Consider the following 26,582-nt stretch of genomic DNA (forward strand, 5'->3'; position numbering starts at 1 on the left):
AGATGTTATTTTGTAAACAACATTTCTCTGTATTTTGTCATCGGCCAAAGCTCGTCATCTACCATCATTTCAAGGTTGTCAGAAGCATCTCTGATCCCGTCAAATAAAGGTTTTACTTTGTTACAATATGCTTCTGCCTGCTTTTGGCTGTCTGTTATGCTTTTTGCTGCTTCTCTGGCTTTAAGAAGTTCTTCAACGCCAAGTTTAATTATAGAAACATTTTCAGAAATGCTGGTAATTAAGCTCATTTGTTCTTTTGCTAAAGATTTGAATTCTTTATCTCCAAAGATTTCTTTAAGACCTTTTACGTTTTCAATTAATCTGTTCTGATAATTTAAAGCTGAAGGAATGATGTGATTTCTTGCGATATCACTTAATACTCTCGCTTCGATATCGATTACAGTAGAGTACTTTTCTAATTTGATTTCGTTTCTTGCTTCAACTTCTCTGTGGTTAAAGATTCCCATTTCCTCATAAAGGTCAAGGAATTTTTTGTCCATTTCCTGTTTTAAAGCTTCAGGAGTTGTTTTAAGGTTGTTCAATCCTCTTTTCTCGGCTTCTTTTGCCCAGTCATCAGAATATCCATCTCCTTCAAACATAATGTTTTTACACTGCTTGATGTATTCTCTCAATACATTAAAGATAGCTTCGTCTTTCTTAAGACCTGTTTCAATTAAAGCATCAACTTCTTTTTTGAAATCATTAAGCTGTTTTGCGGCAATCGTATTCATTACCGTCATAGATTCTGCGCAGTTTGCAGATGATCCTACGGCTCTGATCTCAAATTTATTTCCTGTAAATGCAAATGGAGAAGTTCTGTTTCTATCTGTGTTATCTAATAGAATTTCAGGAATTTTTCCAACAACATTTAATTTTAATTCTGTTTTCTCTTCCGGAGATAGTTTTCCGTTCGTTACTTTTTCAAGTTCTTCTAAAACGCTGAATAACTGGCTTCCGATAAATACAGAAATAATTGCCGGTGGAGCTTCGTTGGCACCTAATCTGTGATCGTTGCTTGCAGAGGCAATACTTGCTCTTAAAAGGTCTGCATATTCATGTACAGCTTTAATAGTATTCACGAAGAATGTTAAGAACTGTAGGTTTTTCTTAGGGTTTTTTCCTGGGCTTAATAGGTTTTCCCCAGTGTCAGTAGCTAAAGACCAGTTGTTGTGCTTCCCGCTTCCGTTTACACCAGCAAATGGTTTTTCGTGGAAAAGGATGTGGAAGTGGTGTTTGTGAGCCACTCTCGCCATGATATCCATCAATAAAGAGTTGTGATCCACAGCAACGTTTACTTCTTCAAACATTGGAGCCAGCTCAAATTGGTTTGGAGCTACCTCATTGTGTCTTGTTGTTGCAGGAATTCCAAGCTTCATACATTCGATTTCCAATTCTTTCATGAAGTTCATTACCCTTGTCGGGATAGAACCGAAATAGTGGTCATCCAATTGTTGTCCTTTTGCAGGAGAATGTCCTAATAAAGTCTTTCCTGTTAATACAAGGTCAGGACGAGATTGGTATAATGCTGAGTCAACCAGGAAATATTCTTGCTCCCAACCTAAAGTAGGAGTTACTTTCGTTACATTTTTATCAAAATACTGCATTACATTAGTTGCAGCCTCATCTACAGCATTCAAAGCTCTTAATAATGGAGCCTTATAATCTAATGTTTCTCCCGTATAAGAAATGAAGATCGATGGAATACATAAAGTTGTTCCCATGATAAATGCAGGAGATGTAGGATCCCAAGCAGTATATCCTCTTGCTTCAAAAGTATTTCTGATTCCTCCGTTCGGGAAAGAAGATGCATCCGGTTCCTGTTGGATCAATAAGTTTCCACTGAATCTTTCGATTGCTCTACCTCCTTCAATAGGTGTAAAGAATGAATCATGCTTTTCAGCAGTAGTACCTGTCAAAGGCTGAAACCAGTGAGTATAGTGAGTTACTCCTTTGCTCATTGCCCAATCCTTCATTGCTACAGCAACCTGATCTGCAATGTGCCTCTGGATTTTAGTCCCTTTTTTTACTGCATCCATAATAGACTGGAATGCTTCTTTCGTTAAATATTCTCTCATTGTTTCTTCTGAGAAAACATTTTGGCAGAATAGTTCTGACAATTTCGCTGGGATTTCGACATTGTTGTCTTTTCTGAAATCCTTAAATGGAAGGGTTTCTAATGCTTTGAATCTTAAGGTTGACATATTTGGATGAATTTTGATAGGGCAAATTTACAAAAAAAATGAAACGAAAATGATTTGACCCTAAAAAATTTAGGGGTGTTTTCAAATTTTACACAAATTAAACAATTGTTTGGTGTGTTTTTGATAGGGGTTGTCTGTTGTTTCTTGTTTAAAGCTGAATATCCAAGGCACTTTTAAAAGAGACGAGTCTGGTAAATACATTTTACATGATACATCATGGAATCCTGTGCGAATAAGGTGGTTTAATTAAAAGATAGTTAAAATAAAATGGGCAAAGATTTTGTATATTTGTGTGAAATTTATTTTATGACAAATTCTAGAGCAAGAGAAACAACAGAAGCTATTGAAAGACTATATATCTCTATGAGACACTTATTTTATAGAGGATTTTTCAAGCCGGCTGGGGTTTCAGGAGAAAGTATCAGAAGCTTGTTGAAAACCATCAATCCGGAAATTTATGGAACCATGAATATTCCAAGTAAACTTGAACTTGATGGTTTAATGTATGTATTAGACAGGCTTCCGGAAGGGATTGAGGAATGTGCTTTTATTCATCTTACATCAGATGAAGGGTTTGATAAAGGAAGTTTCGAACCTATTGTTCCAAAAAAGAGAAGAAGAAACTGTTATAGAATAGACGAACACCAGATGAATATAGAAGTTCTTTTGGGACGTTCTGAAATTTATGACATTCTTACCCACCTTACGTTCCTATTTATAGAAGCAGATAAAATCCGTCACCTGGCATTCATCCAAGATGAAAACTGGAAGCCTACACGTGCTTTTAAGATTATTGAAGAGGTAGTAAAGGGAGAAAAGAAATTCAGCAGAAAAGAAAAAGAAGTGGCATTGATCCACCTTTCTTCTTTAATAGGTAGATCTTTTGATGAAACATTAAGAGCTTATAATACTTTTGGTGATGATAATAATCCTGACCGTTTATTCAAGATCATCTACAACCTTGGTAAAGTAAGTCTTGAAGATGCTAAAGGTGCCAGAGAAAGAGAAATTTATTTCAGTGCTATATTAAAAGAAAGAGTAGGACATCACTATTTTGGTGAGAAATGGGCGAATAAAGTAAAAGAAGTTTTATTTGAGAATAATCTTCACATGCGTCCATTACATATTATTTCGGCAAATATGCACTCGGTAAAAAATATGCTGTATGCCAATGAGGCTCTTAAAAAGAAGCATAATAATGAGGTGGATTATAAACTGTATGAAGAAATTTCAAATAAGAAAGACCTTCGTGATAAAGTATTGAAGTATGCTTTAGATGAAGGAATGATTCATATTGCAGATAAAAGCGGAAGTAATATCGATGTTCAGATCATTGACCTTAGCAAAATGAACCTAAAGAATACTCCATTTGCAGATTGTAAGTTTTCCGGAGATGATGTTGTGATGGTATTTGACTATGCATTCGGAGAGCAGGCTTTTGAAGTAATGGATGAGCTGTTGAAACCTTTTGAACATAAAGGAGAGGTATACATGATGCATGTGAAATCTGTGTCTATTATGGGGAAAGCAGGGATTCTTACAGGAGAAAAAGGAGATATCATGATTCCGACTTCTCATATTTTTGAAGGAACTGCAGATAACTATCCTTTTGAAAATGCATTGAAGCTTGATGATTTTGTAGATGATGAGCTGAAAGCTTTTGAAGGTCCTATGATTACAGTTTTAGGAACATCACTTCAGAATAAAGACATTCTTTCCTACTTTATGAATACTTCTTGGAAGGCTATAGGTCTTGAAATGGAAGGAGCGCATTACCAGAAAGCAATTCAGGTAGCATCTAAGATCAGACATCATATCTCACCGGATTTATTCGTTTGTTATGCTTATTATGCTTCGGATAATCCTTTGGAGACAGGAAGTACATTATCTTCAGGTGGTTTAGGTCTTACGGGTGTAAAACCAACTTATCTGATTACTTTAAGAATTCTTGAAAAGATTTTAAGAAGCGGGAAAAAAGAAGCTTCTGCAAAGAAGTAATCTTAATTTTCTATTAAAATATAAACCTCAGCTGTTTCTATAGCTGAGGTTTTTTTGTTGCCACTTTATTCTCTGTAAAATAAGTAAGGATTTAAAAAAGACACAATCTTATTTAACAAATCAAATAAAAAAGTATCTAAAATCATATTAAAAAGAGAACAAAAACCCTGTTATAACTCCACGTTTGAGGGTTTTGTTTAAAATACCTACCTTTAGAAAAAAATAAAATTTTAAATGAGAAAATCGGCTGCAATCATTTTTGCGTTTATCATTTCACAATTTCATGCTCAGCAAGGAGCTTATTATCAGCAGGCTGCAAAGTACAAGATGGATATCGATGTGAATGCTGAAAAATTTACCTACCAGGGAAAACAAACCTTAGAATACACGAATAACTCACCCGATGAGTTGAATGTGGTATATTTCCACCTGTATTGGAATGCTTTTAAGCCAAATTCCATGATGGATCAGAGAGTGTCTTCGCAAGGGAAAAATGGTGACGGAAGATTGCAAAAAAACGGTATTTCAACACTTTCTTCTATTCCGAAAGATCAGGAAGGTTCCCAAAATATTCACTGGATAAAACAGAACGGGAAGGATCTGAAATTTGAAGTTCAGGAAACTATTATGAAGGTTTATCTTGCAGAATCTATTAAACCAAATTCTACAACAATTTTTACGATGGATTGGGATGCTGTAATTCCTCAGCAGATCAGAAGAAGTGGGAGAAACAACAGAGAAGGAGTAGATATGACGATGACGCAATGGTATCCAAAAATTGCAGAATATGATTATGACGGATGGGCTACTTTTGATTATCTGGGAAGAGAGTTTCATGCACCATTCTCAGATTTTGATGTAACCATTAAAATTAATAAAGACTATGTAGTAGGTGCTGGTGGTATCCTTGAAAACCCAACAGAGGTAAAGGGATATGATGCCGCAGCTAAGATAAAAACAGAAAAAGACAAAAAAACAACCTGGAAATGGACTGCAAAAAATATCCTTGATTTTGCATGGAGTGCAGACAGAGATTATTCTGTAGAAAGTTTCAATGTTCCGGAAGGTCCTAAAGTCTATTTGGTATATCAGAAAAATGATAAAACTAAAGCTTGGGGAGAATCTCAGCCTTATATCACCAAGTATTTCCAGATCATGAACAATCATTTTGGGAAATATGTATATCCTACGTATGCTTTCATTCAAGGAGGTGATGGCGGAATGGAGTACGGAATGTGTACGATGATTCTTGGAGAAGCTAAAAATATTAAAGACTTAATGGGCTTAATGGCTCACGAAGGGTCTCACTCTTGGTATCAGCAAATGCTTGCTACGAATGAATCTGTACGTCCGTGGATGGATGAAGGGTTTACAAGCTACGCAGAAGGCTACACTATGTACCAGTTATTCCCTGAACAACTACCAAATCCTTTCATTGAAAGATTGAATGCTTACAGAAACTTTGTTAAAAAAGGAATCGAAGAACCTGCCGTATGGTTAGGAGATCACCATGACAACGGAACAGCTTACACATATGCATCTTATGTAAAAGGAGAATTGTATCTTGTACAGTTAGGTTACATCATGGGTGAGCAGAATCTTGCAGAAACATTAAAGCAATATTATGATCAGTGGAGTATGAAACATCCTTCAGACAGAGATTTCCTTCATATTGCTCAAAAAGTGTCAGGAATGGATTTGAAATGGTTCCATAATTACTGGATTAATACTACTAAGACAATTGATTACGGAATTAAAGATGTAAAATATGATGATAAGTCTACAACGATTACGTTGATCAACAAAGGGCAAGTTCCAATGCCTATAGATTTCAGTGTAATGACTAAGGATAAAAAAGTGGTTACTTATCAGATTCCGTTAAATATGACCCATACATGGAAAGAAAAAGATATCTATGGTGAGTTTAAAACAATGCCATACTGGGCATGGACGCAAAAGGAATATACAATCACTGTTCCATATAACAAATCTCAATTATCGGCTTTAGGGATTGATTTCAGCCAGAGAATTGCTGACGTAAATCCTGAAGATAACTTTGTAGAAGTAAAATAAAAAGATAAACATATAGATAAAAGGAGTATTTGGAAGTACTCCTTTTATTTTTTTATAAATTTGGGATTCAAATTTTTTCAAATCATAGCCTGCTAAAATATAAATGAATTCAATTGTAATAAACGTAGGAAACAGTAATATCAGATTTGGTCTTTTTAATGGCGATAATTGTGATATTTCCTGGGTAATCAACACGAAGCCTTACAGAACGGCTGATGAACTGTATGTACAGATGCTGATGCTTTATCAGACTTATAAGGTAGAACCTAAAGAAATTGATAAAGTAATTATCGGATCTGTGGTACCTCAGCTTACCAAAGTGATGAGCTCTGGAATTAAGAAAATTCACGGAATTACTCCGGTTATTGTTGATAGAACCACTCCGTCAGCTGTAGTGGCAAAATCAAAGCAAATGGGAACAGATATCTATGCCAATCTTGTAGCAGCTCACAATCTGTATCCTAATAAAAAGAAAATCGTTATTGATTTCGGTACCGCTCTTACCGCAAGCTGTGTTGCTGAAACCGGAGAAACATTAGGAGTGATTATTGCTCCGGGAATTGTTACTTCTTTAAATTCTCTCATCAGCCAGACGGCGCAACTTCCGGAAATAGAACTTAAAAAACCAAAAACAGTTTTAGGGTTAGATACCGTTACCTGCATGCAAAGCGGAATGGTATATGGTTTCCTTGGAATGGTAGAAGGATTTATTGATCGTATTAACGATGAAGTGAATGAAGACTGTTTCGTTGTAGCGACAGGAGGGGTTTCACATGTTTATAAGCCTTTAACAGATAAAATTCATGTGATGGATAGACTTCATACTCTGAAAGGGCTTTATTTCCTTGGAAAGGATTTATAAGTAATATCATTAACACTAGCCATGAGCACAATGCAAGAATTAACAGAATTCCCAAGAATAGAAACAGAAAGACTTATTCTCTCTCAATTGGAAGAGAAAGATACTCCTTTTATTATTGAGCTTTTACAGCACAGGATTTTTTCAGATCTTACATCTAATATTCCTTATCCTTACACGGAAGATGATGCAAAATTTTGGTTAAAAATGTCGAAAGAAACGTTTGAAGAAAAAAGCGGCTATACTTTTGGAATTCGAAACAAAGAAGGACATCTTATTGGTGCCATCGGACTTCATGACAGAGAAGATGATAAAGCCGAATTGGGTTATTGGATGGGAATTCCTTATTGGAACAAAGGATACGTTACTGAAGCAGCGAAAGCTATTGTAGATTTTGGTTTTAAAGAATTAAAACTTAATAAAATTTTTGCAACTCACTTTCCTCATAATCCTGCTTCCGGTAAGATAATGCAAAAGATAGGAATGGAAAAAGAAGCGCTTTTAAAAGAACATGTAAAGAAGGATGATGAGTATTTTGATCTTGTCATGTATTCTATCTTTAAAGATTAATTTAGATAAGACTTTATAAAAATGAAAAACAGCCCGAAAGGCTGTTTTTTTATCTGCATGGCTGGCACTCTTGTCCTGGAGTAGGATATGTCCACCCTCCACAGCAATCAGGAACTGGGCGCAACAGGCATCCTAGTTTTGAGTGTCCCGTTTCTGGATCTGTATAAATACATTGACCGATTCCAACGCTACCATTAATTTTGGCAGCTTCTTTTCGTGTTAACTTTTTCATTGTTGTTTAAATGGAATTAGTTTATTGATCTCTAAAGCCCTCCTGTACATGGCTGGCATGCATACTCAGGATTTGGATAAATCCATCCTCCACAACAGTCTGGAATAGGTTCCAATTGACATCCAAGTTTTCTTTTACCTGTATTAGGGTCAGTGTAAAAACATTGTCCAGGTGCGATACCACCATTGATTTTAGCTGTTTCTTTTCTTGTTAACTTTTTCATATTGTTTTAATTTGAATGTATATCAAATGTAATTAATTATTTGATTACTTGTATCTTATTTATTCAATATGTGGTGAAGAAAAAGAAAGATTTATCTTTTGCTTTTGAAAAAATTTTTAACAATAGCAGAGCATTCATTTTCCATAACGCCTGTGATAACTTCAGTTTTCGGATGTAAAGTAAGATGTTTGTTGATGAAACCTCTCTGCTCATCTCTGGCTCCAATAACGACCTTTGAAATCTGTGACCATGAAAGAGCCCCGGAACACATAACGCATGGCTCCATGGTAACATAAAGAGTACAGTCTTTTAAATACTTTCCCCCTAAAAAGTTGGCGGCAGAAGTTATAGCCTGCATCTCTGCATGGGCGGTAACATCATTTAATGTTTCAGTAAGGTTGTGAGCTCTGGCAATAATACGGTTATTGGAAACTACTACACACCCAATAGGAACCTCATCCTGTTCCAATGCGGCTTCTGCTTCTTGCAGTGCCATTTTCATATAATATTCGTCAGTAAACATAATCAAATCAATCAACCATCGTTAAAGTCAAAGGAATTCTGAAACGGAATCTAGCCGGATCGCCTTTTACCAAAGCTGGGGAAAATTTTTCGGTAATAGAGTAGAGGGCAATCTCTGCCTGTCTGTTAAAAGTAAAATTGTCTCCTTGCGCATGAACATTGCTCACGCTTCCATCTTTTTCTACAACGAAGACAACATCTGTTTTCACTGTTTTTAAATCCGAATTTACCCCGTCTACATAAAGCAGATCCGCAACTTCCTGTCTCAGAGTATTTATTCCACCAGGATAATCGGCAATTTTTTCTACATCAGCAGGTTTATCTGTCAGATTTTTAGAAATTTTCGTCGTTTTTAGAACCTCAAGATCTTCGATATTTCGAACTCTTAATAAAGCGCCAATTAAAGCGGTATTTTCAATACTATCCATCTTTTTCATAAAAAAGACAAAGTCTCCTTTAATAGCTTCTTTTTTGAAAGTATTGGTTTCTGCATCAAATTTTTTCTTGAATTCTTTATTCAGCATGCTTCTGTGCTGGTTGTAATAGTTTTTTACAAGCCGGAATTCTTCTTTCTGCTGTGATAAACAAAACGAAGAAATGATACAGCAAATACAAATGAATAAAGTTCTCAATAAAGGTATATTTATGTAAATATACTTAAAAAATGTGAGAAATATTTAAGATATATTAGCTTTCCAGATAACGATTTAAGGATTCCTGAAGGTGGTTTCGGATATCATCAACTAAAGCTTTCGGCTCCAAAACAGTTACTTCTTTTCCATAGGATAGAATCTCCTGCATAAAGTCGTAAGTAGGATGGAGGAAAAACTCGAAATAGATTTCTTCTGGAGTTTCTTTAGTCTCTTTTTGCGATTGATGAAGAGGGAAACTTCTGATATATTCACCTTGATGACGGCTACACTTTAATACTATATTCTGTGGTTTCTGTTCCGCCAGATTCATTACCCCAAAAGCATTTTTGAAATGTTCTCTGAAATTATATTTGTACTTTTCTCTAAATTGATTTTTTGCTACATCCAGATAATTGATTCTATCCAATCCGAATGATTTTAAAATTTTATCCTTGGTGTCAATGGCGATGAGATACCATCTGTCTTTAGATTCTTTTAATGCTAAAGGGTGAACCTTTCTGGAAGTCATCAACTTATTTTTATAATTGTAATGCTCAAAGCTTACGACTCTTTTATTACGGATCGCAAAGAACAGATCATAAAAATGTTCTATACCTGTTGGTTTACGGCTTTCAAAGAAAATAAAGTCTGAAAAATCCGGATGAAGGTTCAATGCATTGCTTACCTGGAAAGACTCAAGAAGCTTTTGGTTGTATTCATCTACCTCCATGATCGGGCGACTTTCTATATAATATCGATTGTCACCTTTTTTCTTGTTGTGAATAGAAAGATTGAAAAGATCTGAAATCTCACGGATATCTCGCTGCAAGGTACGGATAGAGTAGCTCTTGATATCCGCATCCTGGAACTCAAAAGAATTTAAAAGATATTCCTCCATCTGCGAATAAGTAGCAGGAGAACTTTCTAATCTTTTAATAATTAAGGCATATCTTGTCAGATAAAAATCTTTCTTCATGGTAAAATTTTGTACCACAAATATATGGGCTTAATGCGACAAAACGTGTCGTGTTTTATTTTTTGTAGGAAAATATATCTTAAATAATATATTCCGCTTTTTAATAATAATTTCCATTATTGTTTTTTTTTATTTCATGAATTGAGTGTTTGGACTGTATATACAATGGTTCCCCGGTAATATCTGAAAATACTAAAAAATCAAGTGAATCAAAAACAGGTTCGTTTATAATAACTACCCAGGTATTGATAATTTTACCAGCGGGTCTGGCTACTTCATCTTTTTCGTTGTATACCACACTGCTGATATTTCCTTCATTAAAATAAGCAGGGTTTAAATCTTTTAAAACCTTTTTTGCTTTTAATAATATTTTTTCTTTAGTATAATTCATTCTATTTTTAATGATTTAGTCCAGTGATCTAAAAATTGTTGATATTTACTTATTGTCCATAATCAATAAAAGAATTCTTATCTATAAATAAACGGAAGGTGGCTGGTGTAAGTTCTATTTTTGTGATAGGGCTGTTGGCAATAGTGAGAATAGTTTTATCATGTGAGGTTTCTTCAGTAAATGATTTTCCTTTCAAACCAGTCTTTATTATACTTTTTAATGTTTGCAACGGTTCTGGAAATTCTATGAATACATTATCCAAATATTCAGTATTGGCTCCAAAGACAGTTTCTACACCATATTTAAAATCAAATTGTATTTTCTTAATATCTTTTCTTTTAGAAGACTCTTTTTTTGTTTTTATTTCATAATCTACAATTCCTGTCCAGACAGGCAATGGGTTGGCATACTTTTCCTTGAAAATTATTATTAAAGTAGAAATTAATTCAGAGAGCGTGCATTTTAATAATAATTCCTCCAATACCTCTTCTTTATTTAAATTCTCCATTGCTTTGGGATCATATTGTTGTTGATCTAATGCAGTAGCTCTGTATTGTTTTGGTGTTACATAATATAACACGTCATAATCTTCATCTGTGATCATTATTTCTCGATTTTATAGTTCATCATCATCTTCCCATTCTTCAGCATAGCCATGCTTGGTATAGGTACAATGTACTTCACCTGTTTCTGCATCTACAATAACAAATTGAGGGATAGGTTCTTGATAACCTTCAAGGTAGTAAGTTACCACAAAAATATTCCTTATCTTATCTTCATACTTTCCATAATTTATCATTTTTTGTTCTTGATAATAAATCTCATCTTTCTCATCAATAGAAATATATTCTCTCTTGCGATCTTGTAAGTATTGTTTGACGATTTCTAATGCTTGTTCTTTTGTTATCATTATTAGTTTTTTAGGGGCAATTATAAATTTAAAAAGGAATATTATTTTTTATTCTTCTTATACTTTCATTGATTAGCTCAGAGAAATTCCAGTTATTAGCCTTTAGTAGTGGCTGAGAGCCTTCTTGGGCTAAAAATGGCATCAGTAAATACACTTTTGGATCTGAACCTACTTCATCTAAAAGAATAATGTTATATATACTATCTAGAACACTAAATGCGAAAAAAGGTTTAGTGATTTTTTGACCAGCCATTTCTAAATCCTCTTTAGCATATTGTTGAAGTTCTACTATTCCTTCAATATCGTCAAATCCCCAATTATTAAAATCTCCAGCAAGGAATAAAAATTCTCTAAAAGCTTTAGGAAATTCTTTTCCTGCATTAAATGTTTGTTCAATCTTTTTGATCTTATCTAATGAAAACCCCTTGTTAATAAAACCATTTAATGAAGGATTCTCTTTTGTTTGTAGCAAATATTCGATATTCATATATTATTTTACTCTAAGATTATTTTCTTAGTGGGTTCAGAGTTCATCTATGGATCTTATCGCTAAGAAATCTTCCAGACTAGCATTGTAAAGTACAGGATTCATTTCATCATAACGGAAAAGATATATTTTTCCATTGTTATTAGAGCTTCCTGTGTTGATACAGATGATATGACCAACAGGAGTTGTTGCAAAAGGAAGGTATTCCCGGGGTATATGCTCTTCGGTAATCTGAAAACTATCGATATTTTCTTCCATTCGTGAATTTCCATATTTAATACTATCTAAATCATAGGAATCTTCGCCAATATCTAAAATACCACCATTATATTTTAAATACAGTTTTTTAAGATTTTCAGGCATTTTAAAATTAAACTGATTTTCAATTTGCTGTATATCAGATAATGTAATACTTTGCTCTTGCTTTGTAATTTTCGTTTTCATGATTAGGTAATAAGGAAGATTAAAAGTAAATAAATTTCTATGCCTCTAATTTCATGATTATTTTCTCAAACTCATTCTTCTGTATAATTTGGATCTCGTCGCTCATTCTTATAAAGAAATAATTCAAATGCTTACTTTCTATTGAAAATGCCGATATTTCATTAATATGTTTATCATAAAACTGAAGTATATTGCTGATATATATAGTTTCTTCTATAGCTGGAATAAGTGTGATGTGAGGCGATTCATATTCTCCATCAATCTTAAATTCATCTTCAATTTTCAGAACTTCTAAAGATTGTTGAGTGGTCAATATCTGAAAAGTTTCTTCTCCTTTTAATATAATTGAATCTTCAAGAATATATTGAGTTTCATCTTCTAATAGAGCTATTCTATAGACACCATTAAAGGTTTTATCTTTTAATTCTGATAAATGTTTAATTTTCAATTTTTTAATTTTATTTTTCAATATCTTCCGTAATCTATAAAAGAATTTTTATTGATAAACATGTGAAAGCTATTGCTTGTAATTTCAATTTTTTGAATCGGACTATTACTAATATAAAAAACAGTTTTGCTATTATTAAAGTCTTTATTTAAAACCTTTCCCTTAAGAGAAGCTACTATTGTATTTTCTAATTCTGGTAATACACTATCAAATTCTATGAATAAATTATTAAGATAGTCTTTTTTAACATTAGCAATGTTTTTTACTTCATTTCTAAAATCAAATACTACGTTTTTTAGATCTTTTCTTAAAGGAGTCTGTGTCTTAGATACTATATCATAATCAATGGTTATAAGCCAGATGTTTTGAGCGTTAGCATATTTGTTTTTAAAAACCTTTATTATTGTTTCAATAAATTCATATTTGGAGCATTTTAAAAGTTTTTGTTGCAATTGTTTTTTCTTTTCATAATTAAGAGATGCGTTAGGATCCTTACCACCATCTAGCTTAAATCTATATTTCTCAGGAGTTATATAGTACAGAAAATCTAAATCTTTATCTGTGATCATTATTTCTCGATTTTATAGTTCTTCTTCTCATTTTTCAGCGTTACCATAGGGCGTTGAGGTGAAAAAAATATGTATCCCTCTTCGGTATCTGTAATATATGCTCGATCTTGCAAGTATTGTTTGGCGATTTCCAATACTTGTTCTTTATCAATGCCTATGCCTTTCCCTATTTTTTACCAACCTTCTTCCCATATTTTAAAGGCTGTGGCTATTTTTTTCTCAATAAAAGTACTGAAATTTACCCGTAAGGATTTAATTTCTCTTTTATGATCATCAATGAGAGAATAGTCTGCCAGATAGACGGTTGGGTTGTTCCCTTCATCTCCTGAAACTTCTTTATTAGTGGTTGCCTGGAGCTTTTTTAAATATTCTATGCATCTAACAAAATGTACTATTTCCAAAATTCCTGAAAGAAATCCTTTTCAATTTTTAAAGCCTCTTCTTCAGTCATTTGAATTGTTTCTTTATTGCTTAAAACCTGTTTTACAAATTCAGGGTTAAGCTTTATATTGGGATATTTTTTTATATATTCAATGATGTACTGTGGCCATAACCATATTCCATCAGTATAGATTGTATAGTAGGCTACAAAGCTTTTATCGTTGTAGTGATCCGTTTCAAATAAGGGATCTTTTGCATTTTCAACACATCCCATTAAAGGAATCACCATACTTCCCTTTTGTAAATACTCAAGTACTTTATCTTTATTGCCATCTATATGAGTATAGCTTGAAATAAGGTCATGAATACTTTCTGATACAGGGTAATCATCATGTTCTTTTATAAATCCAAAATATTTCATATTACCAGAATGATTAAAGGTCGTTTTTATATTGTGAAAGGTATGGTATTCCAATCTTATTTTGGATATCATTTTTTTACAATGAGTTTGTAAAAAAATAAACCACAGATTTACTGTGGCTTATTGGTTATTAGTCAAGGTATTATTCTATCCAATATTAGGAAAGAAGAGAATTGTTATTTTTTAGACATTGTTCTGGCTGTCCAGCATCTTGTGAATGGTGAATTCAAAGGAAATTGAGAATGTTTAATGAGATTGCTTGTGCGGATTATTGAGCTTTCAAGGTATTAGTGGACAGCGCAGAACTTGTCATATTTAGAAAATATATTAGAATGTGTCTTCTTCGATTACATCATTTTCAAAATCTTTTCTGAAGAAGTTTTCAATGTCATTGAGATAATTTTCATAATCCATCTCAGCATTTTCGATATCGCTCCACTCAATGGTGTAAAGGTCCTCATTGAAGACTGTGTCGGTGTTGTGATCTGGTGTTTTCATGTTTTGTGTTATGATTGGGTGTTGGTTATATTTTGAACACGCTTTTGGCTGTTCTGCATTAATGAATGGTGTATTCAAATGTTATCTGAGTTTTATGTTTATTATTTCTATGACTTTATTTATACTCCAAAAGTAGTAGGGAGAAGCGACAAAACTTGACGTGTTAAAAAAAGATTTTATTTTTTTTATTATAATCTTTGAAGCTTATATTGAACGTTTATAAGTTAAAAAGCTTATATTTTATTTTTGATGAGCTTCTGTACAATCTGATTCAGTGTTTCTCTATTATCATCAATATAGCTTAATCCGGCTTGTATAAGGTTTTCAATATTGGATCGTTTTACATTATCCATTGCAGGAGAAGCATTTTTCAGAGATGGATTCAAACGATAATAATTCTTTTGATTTCTTAAACCTAAAGTTTGGAACATTTGAGCCAGTTGATAATCCACTGTTTCCGCATTGGCAGACATCAGAATATCAATAATTGGGTTTACCCAGCCTATTTTTCCTGCTTTTTCCAGTTTTTTAAAAGAATAAGATTTGGCTTCAATTCCCGTTCCGATTGAGATGATAATCATATCATTCACGCTGGGATGGTTCGTTTTCTGATGATTTTTTAAAACCTCTGCAAAAGGTATTTTTCTTGCCTCTGCGTAAGCGCAAAGTGCCGGATTATTTGCAAACATACCACCGTCAATCAGGCTGAAAATCTGCCCGTACATCGATTTGATCTGTACCGGGCTAAAATAAGTGGGTGCTGCTGAAGTTGCTCTGCAAATATCCTTTACATAAAAATTGTCAGTGCTGAGATGAGCTTCCCAAGAGTTGAAAAGCTTAGCTCTTCTGTTTTCTATATCATAACTTGTTATTAAACAGGGTTTTATTAATTCTTTTAGTTCCAGATTTCCAAAAAAGTCGTTCAGGTTTTTTTGAAGTGCTTCCTGAGAAATCTTTTCATTCAACAATCCGAATGGATTCACCAGTTTTTCCCAAAAAGAAACCTGGAAGATATCACCGCCTTTTTCAGCGTACAGTTCTAATCCCTTTTGAATAGAATACTTTGCTTTACGCAATTCGTCAGGACACAGAATAATAGATGCGATCAGACCTCCTGTGCTGCTGCCAGCTACCAAATCAAAATAATCTCCAAGCTTGGCACTCGGTTTATCATAATACTGGAGCTGTTCTTCTATGTAGCGTAGAATAATACAAGTGATAATTCCTCTTATTCCGCCTCCGTCTAAAGAAAGAATGGTTGTCTTTTTCATGTGATATTTTTAATTGTTTTTTTTAAGAATACATGTAGTGTTGAATCAATGGAATCTATTGTTTATTAAAAAAAATATTTTATTTTAAACGGTTGATTTTCATTGTCTTTTGGCTGTTTTCTTATAAATCAAAGATAGGACGGAGAAGCGACAGAACTTGACGCATTATATAAAATCGATTAAAAATTTTAAAAAAAAATAACTCTGAAAATGAATAGTTTACATTTTGTATTTATGAATTTTCTTTCAATAAAATTGAGTTGGAAAATAACACTGCCAAAGGTTCTGTTTTGTTATAATACAACATATCCGGATTTATCTCTGGTCATCTTTATAAATGCTCTCCAGCTGGTTTTTATCAATCCTTTTTTTGATGGAATATTTTTCTTTTCAAAATGAGGCAAATCTTTGAAGGTTTTCCAGTTTCCGCCCCAGTCCCAGCCATGTCTGGCGAATATTTTTACACATTCATACCAATCGGCAACTTTATCATTATCCCAGTCTTTTACAGTGTCCCAACTTGCTGTTTTTCCATCAATCATAAGGCAAATATCTACCGCAAGTCCGTAATTGTGGATACTTTGCCCAGCTTTTGCGTTTGTTACCTTTTTTCCTGAAGTAATTCTTCCGATGGCATATAATTTTTCCTGTTCCTCAAAAGATCTTAATCCTTGAGTAATTCTGATTTTTGCTCTTCCTGTAAGCGCATCATCACATTCCTTAATGATTTGCTTCATTTCATCCCTTACAAACGGATGGAGCTTCTGAATTCTTTCGAGTGTTACTTTGTCCATAATTTTTATTGCTTTGAGACAAAAGTAGGAGTGGACAGCGTCAAAAATTGTCGTGTTTTAATATAAATTGATTGGCAAGAAGTATTTTTTAAGGAAATGTTTTTGAAAACAAAGCTATAAGGCTAATGCGACAAAAGATGTCGTGTTTTAAAATATTATCCATTTGTTTTTCAGATTGTTAAATATGGTGTTAAAACTTGATTAAAGGAAGATTTTATTCTTTAAAAACGATAATTTTGTACATATATTTCCAATACAATCATCATGTATGCGCTGGTAGATTGCAATAACTTCTTTGTATCCTGTGAAAGGACTTTGTATCCTGAGCTGGAAGGCAAACCTGTTGTGGTTCTTTCGAACAACGATGGATGCGTCGTGTCCAGAAGTAAGGAAGCAAAAGATTTGGGAATTCCCATGGCAGCGCCAGCTTTCAAATACAAGGAACTCTTTAAACAGCATGATGTAAAATGCTTTTCTGCTAAATTTGAGCTGTACAATTACAAAAGTCAGCAGGTGATTCATATTGCGAGCTCTTACGTTGTGGATTATGAAATTTATAGCATAGATGAGTTATTTCTTGACCTTACCGGTTTTAAATACATAGATATTCATGAGTATTGTCTTAAAATTAAGGATGAGATTTTGGAAAAAGAGAATATTCCGGTGAGTATAGGAATTGCACCCAGTAAAACACTATGTAAAGTTGCGAACAGGATTGTAAAGGATTTTCCGGAACAGTTTAATGGGGTTTATATTATGGACACTCCGGAGAAAATAGAAAAAGCGTTGAAGTGGCTTAATATAGGAGATGTATGGGGAATAGGGCGAAAGTTGGCAGTGAAAATGAATGACAGTGGAGTATATAAAGCCTGGGATCTTCTTCAGAAGCCGGAAATGTGGGTGAGAAAAGTTATGGGTATTCACGGAGTAAGGATGTTGAATGAATTAAAAGGAATTCGTCAGTTGGATCTGGATGCTCCTTCACCTAAAAAATCAATTGCGGTCACCAGAAGCTTTATGGAAATGCTTACCGATAAAGAAGCTGTTCGGGAAAGAGTGGAAACTTTTGGAATGTATTGCTCGGAAAGATTGCGAAAGCAGAATACCTGCTGTAAAATGATTACCGTATTTGTACAAACCAATCGTTTCAGAAAAGATCTTCCTGAATACAGAAACGCTATGACTCAAATTCTTCCAAATCCTACCAATTCATCTATTTTGATAGGAAGAGTAGTTAACGAACTTTTTGAGGCTATTTATAAAGAAGGATTTCATTATAAAAGGGCAGGAGTGATGGTCAATGATTTTGTTCCGGAAGATCAGAGACAGATCAGCCTTTTTGAGGATGATATTCAAAATCAACACCTTCCTGTAATGAAAGCAATGGATGCCATGAATCGCAAATTCGGAAAAGATAAAGTACGTTTGGGAAGTATGAGTGGGGAGAATACTTTCGGTCGTGCTCAGCTATCACCAGAATACGAAGCTTTTTTAAAAAATAATACTTTACCTGAAGCGAACTTTAGATTTCATTAAAGGAGGTTCTAGTTATGAAATTAGGAAAACAGGAATTTATTTCTTCTCATACTTCCAATTTCTTCCTTTTCCTTCAGCAATCCATTCTAAAGCCTGTTCCATTCTTTTATTTCTGGTGGCTTCTGTTTTTGCTTCTGTTATCCAGTTGATGTATTCTTTTCTGAAGGATGGTGAAGCTTTTTCGAAAACGTCAAATGTTTTTGGTTGTTCCTGTAATGCAGATAAAAAGTAACTGGGAATTTCTACCTCCGTTTTTGACGGAGCTGCTTTTTTCATCGTTACTCCAATATCCGTAAGTTCCATTGCTTCTTTGATTGCTTTTTTAAGCTGAGGTTTTGATGGAAGATCTTCAACCTTTGTGATTTTTCCTAAACTGAACATTGATGTTTTTTCAATATCCTGAGTTATTTCCTGCATGGTTTTCATTTCTTTTTCCAGCCAGAATCCAAAGGTACAATGTTGCTTGAATGATGCCATAGCACAAAGATTTTTTCCCTTGTAAGTAAAATGTGGAAAGCTCCATTTCATCGTTTCCTCTGCATCAGGACAAAACTCATGAACGATCTCTCGAATATAAGTAAGAATTGGCTTTGCAAAATCCTGAGATTTCTCAATATAAGTATCTATTTGTGAGCTGTATTTATCCATACTTTTTATTGAAATAATTGAACCGTTTCATTGACAAGGAACTTTACCTGATCGGGTCTTCCTCTGTCATTCTTCGGATTGTTAACATAGCTTCCTGTTTTTACAATTACCATATTATGTTCCGGAACCATAATGATATATTGACCTTGTAAGCCAAGAAAATAATAATGCTTTATTGGATTGTCATGATTGATCCAGAGTCCCATACCATAAATATTCTCAGATTTCTCAGTTGGAGTTCGCATTTGCTCAATAAAATCAGTGTTAAGAATCTGTTCTTCTCCCACTTTACCATCGTCCAGAAACAATTGTCCCAATTTTGCAAAATCTCTTGCATTAGAATGAATACAGCAATATGTTTTTTCCATTCCATAGTTATCTGTGCTCCATTTTGCATTTTGTTCCATCCCTAAAGGAATCCAGAATTTTTGGGATAAATAATCTGATAATGATTGTTTCAATGCTTTTTTCAGCGCAAAACCAAGAAGTTGGGTTGATCCGCTTTGATATTCAAATCTGGTTCCGGGCTGCTCTTTGAATTTTCTCGAAAATACAGCTTTTACAAGATTTTTCCCATAATAGGCTTTGGCGTTAGGAAGGAAAGGACTGTTGTAGTTTTCATCCCAATCAAGTCCGGCTTCCATTTGGGCTAAGTTTTTTAATGTGACTTCATTGCCCAATGGCTTTTCTTTAAACTCAGCATAAAAATCTGAAATCCTTTCATTAATATCATGAATAGTTCCTTCTTCAAGAGCTTTACCTAAAAGCATTACTGTAACTGCTTTTGCCATGGAAAAAGAATTGGTCTGAGAAAGCTGATTATACCCATCCCAATATTGTTCATGAAGGATTTTACCATTTTTAATGACAACAAAAGCTGCTGCTTTGGAATGTTTTAAGTCTTCAACTAAATGTTTAGGTAATTCTTTTTTATTGTATTCTGAATCCTCTTCCCAAAGCTTGGGAGATGTAGTGGTAATGGGATTGCTGGGAAACAGGTCTCCATCATCAATATAAGCACTTGATTTTCCTTTAAGGTAAGTTTTGGAAATACCGCTGAATAAATAATCATATCCAAAAAAATAAGCCGCTGCTGCTCCGGCTACAGCGCCTCCTATCATGTACTTTAGTATTCTCATATTGTATCAATCGATCTTTAACAAATTTAAAATAATTTGGTTGAAAAAATAAAAATGATCTGTAAATAAGTTGTTTTTATTTATTTGATGAAAATGATCTCTGAAAATCTATGAGAATGTCTGATTTTTAAATGTTGAGGTTGCCATGTTTTGCTTCTTGGAAGGCTAGAGAAAGGAGAGGTATAAAAAAGCCTCGAATAAAATTCAAGGCTAAGTATAATAAATAAGTAATCTTATTATTTGTTGTATTCGTAATTATAAGTATGATTGTTAGATCCGAAAGATGAACTTGTAAACTTCATAATAACCTTAGTTGGATATTTGGCACTGTTAAGTGTGTATTCTCCTTTTATTGAGCCTGTTCCGTTTAAGGCTCCTACGTGATTTCTACTTTGACTTATCAGATTATTGTGTCCAAGTTCAGTATCATAGAACATGTTAATTTTTACATATCCTTTTACATTCCTCATTGGGTTGTTATCATTATCAAAGGTGTTGTTCAAATAATAGGTCGTTCCATTATTAGTATATTTAGTGGAAGCTAAATTACCATTGCTTGATAAAGAAGCTTCTACATCATCAAAAACAGCAGTATAACCTCCTGATGGATTTACAGTAGCTCCAGCATATCGATTAAACTTAACTTGAGTACTAGTAAGATACTGATAATTGACTGTATACACCATCATTTGTGAAGTGGTAGGATCTGCTTTAGAAGTTACTTTCTCAGCAGTAAGCTTTCCGTTCAGATAAGTAAATTCTCTCTTTTGTTCTAGAGTTGTTCCAGCATATGTTTCTGCTGTTGCAATATTATCACCAGCATATGTGTAAGCAATTCTTCTGTTTTGAGTGATATTTTTCTCTTCAATGATTTTGTCTCCGTCGTATTTGTATTCAGTTACAATAACTTGGTTGTCCTGAGTAGTTTCAGTAAACTTTTTTACAAGATAAGGAGTATTGATCGTATTGTCGATACCGTTGATGATTTCAGAAACCTCATCATTTGTAGAGCTACAACTTGTAATCACCGCTATTGCCAGTGACGACATTATTAATTTTTTCATGGTTAACTTTTTTAAGTTTTTAGTCAGCCAAAATTAATAATTTTCATGACATATCATTCAATAATGTTAAAATAAAAAAACGCCCTGAATTTCAGGGCGTTTTTGATTATATTTTAGAAAGTAAATTTCTGAAGTTAGTCTTCTCATCAATGATTCTTCTTAACTCTGAAACAGGAACTCTTTCCTGCTGCATCGTATCTCTGTCTCTGATGGTTACTGTGTGATCCGTCAATGAATCGTGATCTACCGTGATACAGTATGGAGTACCAATCGCATCCTGTCTTCTGTAACGTTTTCCGATCGCGTCTTTTTCTTCGTAGAATAAGTTGAAATCGTATTTCAGATCGTTGAAAATTTTCTCTGCATATTCTGCTAATCCATCTTTCTTCATTAATGGAAGAATAGCAGCTTTAATTGGTGCTAAGGCTGGAGGTAAAGATAATACTGTTCTTTCTGAACCATCTTCCAATACTTCATCTTTTAAGCAGTGAGAGAAGATAGAAAGGAATAATCTGTCTAAACCTACAGACGTTTCCACTACATAAGGTACATAGTTTTCATTTCTTTCAGGATCGAAGAACTGTAGTTTTCTTCCTGAGAATTTTTCATGCGCTTTTAAATCGAAATCCGTTCTTGAGTGAATACCTTCCAATTCTTTGAAACCAAATGGAAAGTTGAATTCAATATCTGCTGCAGCATTCGCATAGTGAGCTAATTTCTCATGATCATGGAATCTGTAGTTGTCATTACCTAAACCTAATGCTAAGTGCCAGTTCAGACGTTTTTGCTTCCACTGCTCATAGAATTCAAGTTCTGTACCCGGAGCTACAAAGAACTGCATTTCCATTTGTTCGAATTCACGCATTCTGAAGATAAACTGTCTTGCAACAATTTCGTTTCTGAATGCTTTACCAATCTGTGCAATACCGAAAGGAAGTCTGTGACGTGAAGTTTTCTGAACATTTAAATAGTTCACAAAAATACCCTGAGCCGTTTCCGGTCTTAAGTAAAGATCCATCGCGCTGTCTGCAGAAGCTCCAAGCTTAGTTCCGAACATCAGGTTGAACTGTCTTACTTCCGTCCAGTTTTTAGAACCTGTATCAGGATCAGCAATTTCAAGCTCTTCAATCAAAGCTTTTACGTCAGCAAGGTCTTCGTTTTCCAGAGATTTTGCCAATCTGGAAAGAATAGCCTCTCTTTTTGCTCTGTACTCCAAAATTTTTGGATTCGTAGCCACAAACTGATCTTTATCGAAAGCCTCTCCAAATCTTTTCGCAGCTTTTTCAATTTCTTTATTCTCTTTATCTTCAATTTTAGCACAATAATCTTCCACCAAAACGTCTGCTCTGAAACGCTTTTTAGAATCTTTATTGTCAATCAATGGATCGTTGAAAGCGTCTACGTGACCCGATGCCTTCCATGTTGTAGGGTGCATAAGGATTGCCGAATCAATACCCACAATATTTTCGTTAAGCTGTACCATAGCTTTCCACCAGTATTGTTTGATATTATTTTTAAGTTCAGCCCCGTTCTGTCCATAGTCATAAACAGCGGATAAACCATCATAGATCTCACTGGAAGGGAAAATAAACCCGTATTCTTTAGCGTGAGAAATTACTTTCTTGAAAACATCTTCTTGCTTTGCCATAATTTTTTTACGTCTGAAATGCAAAAATATGAATTTGGAATCAAAATCATGAGTTTCAATAAAAAAAGCAGTTAATAAACAGACAAATATTTACATTTTAATTTTGTAAGAGCCGGGAACCTGCTTTTCACTATATCTTTTGCTTGGCAAAAGGATGCCGTTACAATCAGGGCTAGATCGGTTGAAAATTTCTACTTTTGCACCATGTTAGAAATTCTTTATCGTGACGAGCATATAATTGCCATCAACAAACCCAGCGGATTACTGGTTCATAAATCTTTCTATGCGGGAGAAGCCGATACCTATGCTATTCAAGAGCTGAGAAAACAGATTGGACAAAAAGTGTTTCCTGTACATCGTTTAGATCGAAAAACTTCAGGTGTTCTGCTGTTTACGTTAGATAAAGATACCCTTAGAATAATGAGCGAACAGTTTGCATCACGCGAAGTGGAGAAAAAATATCTGGCAATTCTCCGTGGCTGGACAAAAGAAGAAGAAACAATTGATTATGATTTAATTAATGAAAATGAAGTCAAGCAAAATGCAGTTACCTACTATCGCCGTTTGCAGACCTCAGAAATAGATTTACCTTTTTTAAAGCATCAGACTTCGAGATATTCTTTGGTAGAAGCAATTCCTGAAACAGGAAGGTTTCATCAGCTAAGAAAACATTTTAAACATATCCTGCATCCTATTTTAGGTTGTAGAAAACATGGCTGTAATAAACAAAACAAGTTATGGCTTCAAACATTTGAAATCAACAAAATGACGCTTCACGCCCATCAATTGATTTTTAATCATCCTATTTCTAACGAAAGAATTACGGTAAATGCTACTGTAGATGAAGAATTTAAAAGAGTAGGAGATATTCTGAAATTTGATTTGAGCCAGTATTCTTAACCGATAACCAAAAGAAAGGCAAAGCCTAGATCCTTGTCAAAGTTTTAAACCTTGAAAGGATGATGTTTCTAAGTGCCTGAAAAGTATCCTTAGTGGATAGTGGTGATATTTCTCTGTGCTTATTGTTTTAACACGATGTTCGCAAAGTTTTTATGATTAAATGATTTTTATTTTTCGATCGCTGAGGCACTTCGTTCAGCAAAGATTGATAGTGCGTACTTCGCTTAGTGAAACGCCCTTGCAAACCCAAATGTTTTCAGGATGGTTATGTTTCTTTGCGATGGTAGCGTTAAAAAATCTCACTGATTTGTTGAATATATAGTTGTTTTCCAGCTTATAGATACTATATATCAGACATTTTGATAAAATGTCATAGGTTAATCTATTATTAATTTTAAAATGAGTAATTTTGTAAAACTTTTTTTCAATGTACAAATCGCTCATTCGTCCGATTCTTTTCAAATTTGACCCTGAAGATGTTCATCACTTTACATTTTCAATGCTAAAGAATTTTGGATTTCTTACTAAATTATTTTTTCCAAAACCTATTGAAGACAAACGTCTGGAAAGAGAAGTTTTCGGATTAAAGTTTAAAAATCCTGTAGGACTTGCAGCAGGTTTCGATAAAAATGCGACACTTTTTAATGAGTTGGGTGATCTTGGTTTCGGATTTGTAGAAATTGGGACTGTGACACCAAGAGCTCAGGCTGGAAACCCTAAACAGAGACTGTTCCGTTTAATAGAAGATGGCGGAATTATCAATAGAATGGGATTCAATAATGATGGTCTTGAAGCAGCTATTGAAAAGCTGAAATCTAATAAAGGAAAAATAATCATCGGTGGAAACATCGGAAAAAATACAGATACAAAACCGGAAAACTATACCCAGGATTATCTGGATTGTTTTGAAGGACTTCATCCGCATGTAGATTATTTTGTACTGAATGTAAGCTGCCCGAATGTAGGAAGCCACGCGAAACTGGAAGATGTAGAATATCTTCGCGAGTTGATTACTGAAGTAAAGAAGATCAATGAGTCGAAATCTGTAAAGAAACCAATATTGCTGAAAATTGCACCAGATCTTAATAATGCTCAATTGGATGAGATTGTAGATCTTATTGCAGAAACAAAAATAGACGGAGTAATTGTTTCCAATACTTCAGTAAACAGAGAAGGGCTGAAAACTTCAGCTGAAACTTTAGCACAGATAGGAAATGGAGGATTAAGCGGAAAACCGATTCGTGAGAGAAGTACAAAAATGATCAAATATCTTTCTGATAAAAGCAACAGAGCGTTCCCGATCATTGGGGTAGGAGGAATTCATTCAGCAAAAGATGCTATTGAAAAACTGGATGCCGGTGCAAGTCTGGTTCAGTTATATACCGGGTTTATTTATGAAGGACCTGAGCTGATCAATGAGATCAACAAAGAGATTCTAAAAAGAGCAAGCAGATTGCCAAGATAATATTGAGAGACCGTTTGGTCTCTTTTTTTGTTTTAGCCACTAATGCACGAATTTTCTTTGTTGTGTTTTTGTAAATTTGCTAGGAAATTTTATTTCAAAGAAGGTTACTTAAAAAAAAATGTCATGAAATACAATCATTGTTTTTGAGCATACAAAATAAAAATTCGTGCATTAGTGGCAAAATAAAGTGTTACCTTTTACTTAAATTTTAGGATAGAATATTTTTTTAATAGTCACTAATGCACGAATGATCTTTGTGGTTTTTTGTAAATTCACAAGGATATTCTGCTTCAAAGTGGTTACTTAAAAAGACTGTAATCAATTACGATCTATACTTTTAGAATATGTAATAAAAATTTGTGCATCCGTGGCAAAATAAAATGTAACCCTTTACTTTGACTTTACAATAGAAGAATTTTTTGTGTCAACCGTCAAAGTATAAGAAGGTGAAGAATATGATTTTGGGATTTTAAACTGAAGGACATTCGGGTCTTTGGTTTTCACCTTTTGAGTTTCAAATATACCTTCACGGCAACTTTCTGTTAAATACTCTGCATAGTTTTTATAATTCCAGTCTTTGGTAAAATAAAGCACTCTATATCCTTTTTCTCCATCACTGGCTCCGCACATTCCACAGAAGTTAAAATTGGAAACTTCTTCAAAATAAAGCAGAATTCTGTTCGTATTACTTTCTGATGTATATGAAATCAACTGATTACCACCAGCTTTGTTAATAATGTCATACGTGTTGATCTTTTTATTGTTTGGTAAGGTCAGATAGTTATTATAACGGTAAATCATATCATTACCGGTGAAAAGTTTTGCGGGATGTATTTTTTTATTCAGTTGAAAGTACCCGGAAATAATATTTCCTTTGGATGAAGAATGTTCAAAGATGAGTGACTCCTGAGGTGCTAATGTTTGTGCTATTTCATCCGTTTTTTCTATTTTTTGTCGGGATGTAATTTGTTCTTTAAGATTTTTAGAGTTTATTTTTTGCTTATTACCAAAGTTATACAAGGATAGATTTCCATAAAAATCATAGATTCCTGTTAAAGGAATTTTCTTCTGATACTTATCATAATAATACCATCCGTCTACATAATGCTGATACTGGTCACAATCTACAATTCCTGTGTAATTAAGCATAATGGTAATAGGAACGCCTGCAATTTCTCCTTTAAAAGTCTGAGAAGAATCAGTCACAGCTTTTAATTCAACCTTTTGACTTTTCCCGGAAAAGAAAAAAGATAGAAAGAGAAGAACAAAGATTTTTTTCATG

General features: G+C 33.9%; 30 protein-coding genes. 7 read left to right on the forward strand and 23 right to left on the reverse strand.

Features of this window, described 5'->3' with window-relative positions:
* Positions 1 to 5 precede the first annotated feature (5 nt).
* Complete coding sequence (locus BW983_RS11205; RefSeq protein WP_065395703.1) at positions 6 to 2,201, reverse strand: glutamine synthetase III family protein; 2,196 nt, start codon at positions 2,199 to 2,201, stop codon at positions 6 to 8.
* Between the two features lie 306 nt (positions 2,202 to 2,507).
* Here BW983_RS11205 and BW983_RS11210 point away from each other — a divergent pair, with 306 nt between their 5' ends.
* The 4 genes from BW983_RS11210 to BW983_RS11225 all read left to right on the forward strand — a co-directional run bounded on the left by BW983_RS11210 (position 2,508) and on the right by BW983_RS11225 (position 7,701).
* Positions 2,508 to 4,199, forward strand: a complete 1,692-nt coding sequence (locus BW983_RS11210; protein ID WP_076552039.1) for a DUF6909 family protein — start codon at positions 2,508 to 2,510, stop codon at positions 4,197 to 4,199.
* A gap of 234 nt (positions 4,200 to 4,433) precedes the next feature.
* Positions 4,434 to 6,272: a M1 family metallopeptidase gene (locus BW983_RS11215; protein WP_076552040.1), complete on the forward strand. Its 1,839-nt coding sequence runs from the start codon at positions 4,434 to 4,436 to the stop codon at positions 6,270 to 6,272.
* A gap of 103 nt (positions 6,273 to 6,375) precedes the next feature.
* A complete protein-coding gene (locus tag BW983_RS11220) occupies positions 6,376 to 7,134 on the forward strand; it encodes a type III pantothenate kinase (RefSeq protein ID WP_065395706.1) in 759 nt (252 codons plus the stop codon).
* A 21-nt stretch (positions 7,135 to 7,155) separates the two neighbouring features.
* The gene (locus tag BW983_RS11225) at positions 7,156 to 7,701 is read left to right on the forward strand and encodes a GNAT family N-acetyltransferase (RefSeq protein WP_084184437.1); all 546 of its coding nucleotides are present in this window, start codon (positions 7,156 to 7,158) and stop codon (positions 7,699 to 7,701) included.
* Positions 7,702 to 7,750: 49 nt separating this feature from the next.
* On the opposite strand, the gene BW983_RS23855 is transcribed toward BW983_RS11225, so the two are convergent.
* From BW983_RS23855 to BW983_RS11300, 17 genes are all read right to left on the reverse strand, one after another.
* Positions 7,751 to 7,933, reverse strand: a complete 183-nt coding sequence (locus BW983_RS23855) for a hypothetical protein (RefSeq protein WP_123862161.1) — start codon at positions 7,931 to 7,933, stop codon at positions 7,751 to 7,753.
* Positions 7,934 to 7,964: 31 nt separating this feature from the next.
* The gene (locus tag BW983_RS11230; RefSeq protein WP_065395708.1) at positions 7,965 to 8,156 is read right to left on the reverse strand and encodes a hypothetical protein; all 192 of its coding nucleotides are present in this window, start codon (positions 8,154 to 8,156) and stop codon (positions 7,965 to 7,967) included.
* Positions 8,157 to 8,247: 91 nt separating this feature from the next.
* On the reverse strand, positions 8,248 to 8,679 hold the full coding sequence (locus BW983_RS11235) for a nucleoside deaminase (protein ID WP_076552042.1): 432 nt from the start codon (positions 8,677 to 8,679) through the stop codon (positions 8,248 to 8,250).
* A 7-nt stretch (positions 8,680 to 8,686) separates the two neighbouring features.
* Positions 8,687 to 9,202, reverse strand: coding sequence for a hypothetical protein (locus tag BW983_RS11240; RefSeq protein WP_076552276.1), 516 nt, complete (start codon positions 9,200 to 9,202; stop codon positions 8,687 to 8,689).
* Between the two features lie 163 nt (positions 9,203 to 9,365).
* Positions 9,366 to 10,286 carry a helix-turn-helix transcriptional regulator gene (locus BW983_RS11245; RefSeq protein WP_065395710.1) on the reverse strand — a complete coding sequence of 307 codons (921 nt, stop codon included), beginning with the start codon at positions 10,284 to 10,286 and terminating at the stop codon, positions 9,366 to 9,368.
* 100 nt (positions 10,287 to 10,386) lie between these two features.
* Positions 10,387 to 10,677 carry a hypothetical protein gene (locus BW983_RS11250; protein ID WP_076552043.1) on the reverse strand — a complete coding sequence of 97 codons (291 nt, stop codon included), beginning with the start codon at positions 10,675 to 10,677 and terminating at the stop codon, positions 10,387 to 10,389.
* Between the two features lie 49 nt (positions 10,678 to 10,726).
* Complete coding sequence (locus BW983_RS11255) at positions 10,727 to 11,281, reverse strand: hypothetical protein (RefSeq protein WP_076552044.1); 555 nt, start codon at positions 11,279 to 11,281, stop codon at positions 10,727 to 10,729.
* A gap of 12 nt (positions 11,282 to 11,293) precedes the next feature.
* Positions 11,294 to 11,587 carry a hypothetical protein gene (locus tag BW983_RS11260; RefSeq protein ID WP_076552045.1) on the reverse strand — a complete coding sequence of 98 codons (294 nt, stop codon included), beginning with the start codon at positions 11,585 to 11,587 and terminating at the stop codon, positions 11,294 to 11,296.
* Positions 11,588 to 11,615: 28 nt separating this feature from the next.
* A complete protein-coding gene (locus tag BW983_RS11265) occupies positions 11,616 to 12,074 on the reverse strand; it encodes a hypothetical protein (protein WP_076552046.1) in 459 nt (152 codons plus the stop codon).
* A 36-nt stretch (positions 12,075 to 12,110) separates the two neighbouring features.
* On the reverse strand, positions 12,111 to 12,518 hold the full coding sequence (locus tag BW983_RS11270) for an SMI1/KNR4 family protein (RefSeq protein WP_076552047.1): 408 nt from the start codon (positions 12,516 to 12,518) through the stop codon (positions 12,111 to 12,113).
* Between the two features lie 37 nt (positions 12,519 to 12,555).
* A complete protein-coding gene (locus BW983_RS11275; RefSeq protein ID WP_139329259.1) occupies positions 12,556 to 12,966 on the reverse strand; it encodes a hypothetical protein in 411 nt (136 codons plus the stop codon).
* A 17-nt stretch (positions 12,967 to 12,983) separates the two neighbouring features.
* Positions 12,984 to 13,535, reverse strand: coding sequence for a hypothetical protein (locus BW983_RS11280; RefSeq protein ID WP_076552049.1), 552 nt, complete (start codon positions 13,533 to 13,535; stop codon positions 12,984 to 12,986).
* A gap of 173 nt (positions 13,536 to 13,708) precedes the next feature.
* Positions 13,709 to 13,936: a hypothetical protein gene (locus BW983_RS11285; protein ID WP_076552050.1), complete on the reverse strand. Its 228-nt coding sequence runs from the start codon at positions 13,934 to 13,936 to the stop codon at positions 13,709 to 13,711.
* Positions 13,927 to 14,409, reverse strand: coding sequence for a hypothetical protein (locus BW983_RS11290; RefSeq protein WP_076552051.1), 483 nt, complete (start codon positions 14,407 to 14,409; stop codon positions 13,927 to 13,929). Before BW983_RS11290 ends, BW983_RS11285 begins: the two co-directional genes overlap by 10 nt.
* A 255-nt stretch (positions 14,410 to 14,664) precedes the next feature.
* Complete coding sequence (locus BW983_RS24035; RefSeq protein ID WP_167369981.1) at positions 14,665 to 14,835, reverse strand: hypothetical protein; 171 nt, start codon at positions 14,833 to 14,835, stop codon at positions 14,665 to 14,667.
* 233 nt (positions 14,836 to 15,068) lie between these two features.
* On the reverse strand, positions 15,069 to 16,106 hold the full coding sequence (locus BW983_RS11295; RefSeq protein WP_076552052.1) for a patatin-like phospholipase family protein: 1,038 nt from the start codon (positions 16,104 to 16,106) through the stop codon (positions 15,069 to 15,071).
* Between the two features lie 293 nt (positions 16,107 to 16,399).
* The gene (locus BW983_RS11300; protein WP_076552053.1) at positions 16,400 to 16,900 is read right to left on the reverse strand and encodes a M15 family metallopeptidase; all 501 of its coding nucleotides are present in this window, start codon (positions 16,898 to 16,900) and stop codon (positions 16,400 to 16,402) included.
* A gap of 264 nt (positions 16,901 to 17,164) precedes the next feature.
* Here BW983_RS11300 and BW983_RS11305 point away from each other — a divergent pair, with 264 nt between their 5' ends.
* Positions 17,165 to 18,436 carry a Y-family DNA polymerase gene (locus BW983_RS11305; protein WP_076552054.1) on the forward strand — a complete coding sequence of 424 codons (1,272 nt, stop codon included), beginning with the start codon at positions 17,165 to 17,167 and terminating at the stop codon, positions 18,434 to 18,436.
* Between the two features lie 36 nt (positions 18,437 to 18,472).
* Here BW983_RS11305 and BW983_RS11310 read toward each other — a convergent pair whose 3' ends face one another.
* From BW983_RS11310 to BW983_RS11325, 4 genes are all read right to left on the reverse strand, one after another.
* Complete coding sequence (locus BW983_RS11310) at positions 18,473 to 19,084, reverse strand: YdeI/OmpD-associated family protein (RefSeq protein ID WP_076552055.1); 612 nt, start codon at positions 19,082 to 19,084, stop codon at positions 18,473 to 18,475.
* A gap of 5 nt (positions 19,085 to 19,089) precedes the next feature.
* Entirely contained in the window at positions 19,090 to 20,223 is a 1,134-nt protein-coding gene (locus BW983_RS11315) for a serine hydrolase domain-containing protein (RefSeq protein ID WP_084184439.1), read from the reverse strand.
* A gap of 236 nt (positions 20,224 to 20,459) precedes the next feature.
* Complete coding sequence (locus BW983_RS11320) at positions 20,460 to 21,287, reverse strand: hypothetical protein (protein WP_076552056.1); 828 nt, start codon at positions 21,285 to 21,287, stop codon at positions 20,460 to 20,462.
* Positions 21,288 to 21,393: 106 nt separating this feature from the next.
* Positions 21,394 to 22,935, reverse strand: coding sequence for a glycine--tRNA ligase (locus BW983_RS11325; protein WP_065395720.1), 1,542 nt, complete (start codon positions 22,933 to 22,935; stop codon positions 21,394 to 21,396).
* 204 nt (positions 22,936 to 23,139) lie between these two features.
* On the opposite strand from BW983_RS11325, the gene BW983_RS11330 reads away from it, so the two are divergent.
* Positions 23,140 to 23,835, forward strand: coding sequence for a pseudouridine synthase (locus BW983_RS11330; RefSeq protein WP_076552057.1), 696 nt, complete (start codon positions 23,140 to 23,142; stop codon positions 23,833 to 23,835).
* Positions 23,836 to 24,262: 427 nt separating this feature from the next.
* Complete coding sequence (locus BW983_RS11335) at positions 24,263 to 25,300, forward strand: quinone-dependent dihydroorotate dehydrogenase (protein ID WP_076552058.1); 1,038 nt, start codon at positions 24,263 to 24,265, stop codon at positions 25,298 to 25,300.
* A 390-nt stretch (positions 25,301 to 25,690) separates the two neighbouring features.
* Here BW983_RS11335 and BW983_RS11340 read toward each other — a convergent pair whose 3' ends face one another.
* Positions 25,691 to 26,581 carry an alpha/beta hydrolase family protein gene (locus tag BW983_RS11340; RefSeq protein WP_076552059.1) on the reverse strand — a complete coding sequence of 297 codons (891 nt, stop codon included), beginning with the start codon at positions 26,579 to 26,581 and terminating at the stop codon, positions 25,691 to 25,693.
* Between the last annotated feature and the right edge of the window lies 1 nt (position 26,582).

The organism is Chryseobacterium ureilyticum (assembly GCF_900156735.1).
Classification (GTDB): Bacteria; Bacteroidota; Bacteroidia; order Flavobacteriales; family Weeksellaceae; genus Chryseobacterium; species Chryseobacterium ureilyticum.

Excerpts from the sequence above, each read along its gene's own strand:
- BW983_RS11235 (WP_076552042.1), bottom strand. The coding sequence starts at position 8,679 with ATGTTTACTGACGAATATTATATGAAAATGGCACTGCAAGAAGCAGAA.
- BW983_RS11270 (WP_076552047.1), bottom strand. The coding sequence starts at position 12,518 with ATGAAAACGAAAATTACAAAGCAAGAGCAAAGTATTACATTATCTGAT.
- BW983_RS11315 (WP_084184439.1), bottom strand. The coding sequence starts at position 20,223 with ATGAGAATACTAAAGTACATGATAGGAGGCGCTGTAGCCGGAGCAGCA.
- BW983_RS11265 (WP_076552046.1), bottom strand. The coding sequence starts at position 12,074 with ATGAATATCGAATATTTGCTACAAACAAAAGAGAATCCTTCATTAAAT.
- BW983_RS11225 (WP_084184437.1), top strand. The coding sequence starts at position 7,156 with ATGAGCACAATGCAAGAATTAACAGAATTCCCAAGAATAGAAACAGAA.
- BW983_RS11340 (WP_076552059.1), bottom strand. The coding sequence starts at position 26,581 with ATGAAAAAAATCTTTGTTCTTCTCTTTCTATCTTTTTTCTTTTCCGGG.
- BW983_RS11335 (WP_076552058.1), top strand. The coding sequence starts at position 24,263 with ATGTACAAATCGCTCATTCGTCCGATTCTTTTCAAATTTGACCCTGAA.
- BW983_RS11230 (WP_065395708.1), bottom strand. The coding sequence starts at position 8,156 with ATGAAAAAGTTAACAAGAAAAGAAACAGCTAAAATCAATGGTGGTATC.
- BW983_RS11330 (WP_076552057.1), top strand. The coding sequence starts at position 23,140 with ATGTTAGAAATTCTTTATCGTGACGAGCATATAATTGCCATCAACAAA.
- BW983_RS11220 (WP_065395706.1), top strand. The coding sequence starts at position 6,376 with ATGAATTCAATTGTAATAAACGTAGGAAACAGTAATATCAGATTTGGT.
- BW983_RS11310 (WP_076552055.1), bottom strand. The coding sequence starts at position 19,084 with ATGGATAAATACAGCTCACAAATAGATACTTATATTGAGAAATCTCAG.
- BW983_RS11210 (WP_076552039.1), top strand. The coding sequence starts at position 2,508 with ATGACAAATTCTAGAGCAAGAGAAACAACAGAAGCTATTGAAAGACTA.
- BW983_RS11250 (WP_076552043.1), bottom strand. The coding sequence starts at position 10,677 with ATGAATTATACTAAAGAAAAAATATTATTAAAAGCAAAAAAGGTTTTA.
- BW983_RS11260 (WP_076552045.1), bottom strand. The coding sequence starts at position 11,587 with ATGATAACAAAAGAACAAGCATTAGAAATCGTCAAACAATACTTACAA.
- BW983_RS11300 (WP_076552053.1), bottom strand. The coding sequence starts at position 16,900 with ATGGACAAAGTAACACTCGAAAGAATTCAGAAGCTCCATCCGTTTGTA.
- BW983_RS11305 (WP_076552054.1), top strand. The coding sequence starts at position 17,165 with ATGTATGCGCTGGTAGATTGCAATAACTTCTTTGTATCCTGTGAAAGG.
- BW983_RS11255 (WP_076552044.1), bottom strand. The coding sequence starts at position 11,281 with ATGATCACAGATGAAGATTATGACGTGTTATATTATGTAACACCAAAA.
- BW983_RS11280 (WP_076552049.1), bottom strand. The coding sequence starts at position 13,535 with ATGATCACAGATAAAGATTTAGATTTTCTGTACTATATAACTCCTGAG.
- BW983_RS11320 (WP_076552056.1), bottom strand. The coding sequence starts at position 21,287 with ATGAAAAAATTAATAATGTCGTCACTGGCAATAGCGGTGATTACAAGT.
- BW983_RS23855 (WP_123862161.1), bottom strand. The coding sequence starts at position 7,933 with ATGAAAAAGTTAACACGAAAAGAAGCTGCCAAAATTAATGGTAGCGTT.
- BW983_RS11215 (WP_076552040.1), top strand. The coding sequence starts at position 4,434 with ATGAGAAAATCGGCTGCAATCATTTTTGCGTTTATCATTTCACAATTT.
- BW983_RS11240 (WP_076552276.1), bottom strand. The coding sequence starts at position 9,202 with ATGCTGAATAAAGAATTCAAGAAAAAATTTGATGCAGAAACCAATACT.
- BW983_RS11205 (WP_065395703.1), bottom strand. The coding sequence starts at position 2,201 with ATGTCAACCTTAAGATTCAAAGCATTAGAAACCCTTCCATTTAAGGAT.
- BW983_RS11245 (WP_065395710.1), bottom strand. The coding sequence starts at position 10,286 with ATGAAGAAAGATTTTTATCTGACAAGATATGCCTTAATTATTAAAAGA.
- BW983_RS24035 (WP_167369981.1), bottom strand. The coding sequence starts at position 14,835 with ATGAAAACACCAGATCACAACACCGACACAGTCTTCAATGAGGACCTT.
- BW983_RS11290 (WP_076552051.1), bottom strand. The coding sequence starts at position 14,409 with ATGATATCCAAAATAAGATTGGAATACCATACCTTTCACAATATAAAA.
- BW983_RS11295 (WP_076552052.1), bottom strand. The coding sequence starts at position 16,106 with ATGAAAAAGACAACCATTCTTTCTTTAGACGGAGGCGGAATAAGAGGA.
- BW983_RS11325 (WP_065395720.1), bottom strand. The coding sequence starts at position 22,935 with ATGGCAAAGCAAGAAGATGTTTTCAAGAAAGTAATTTCTCACGCTAAA.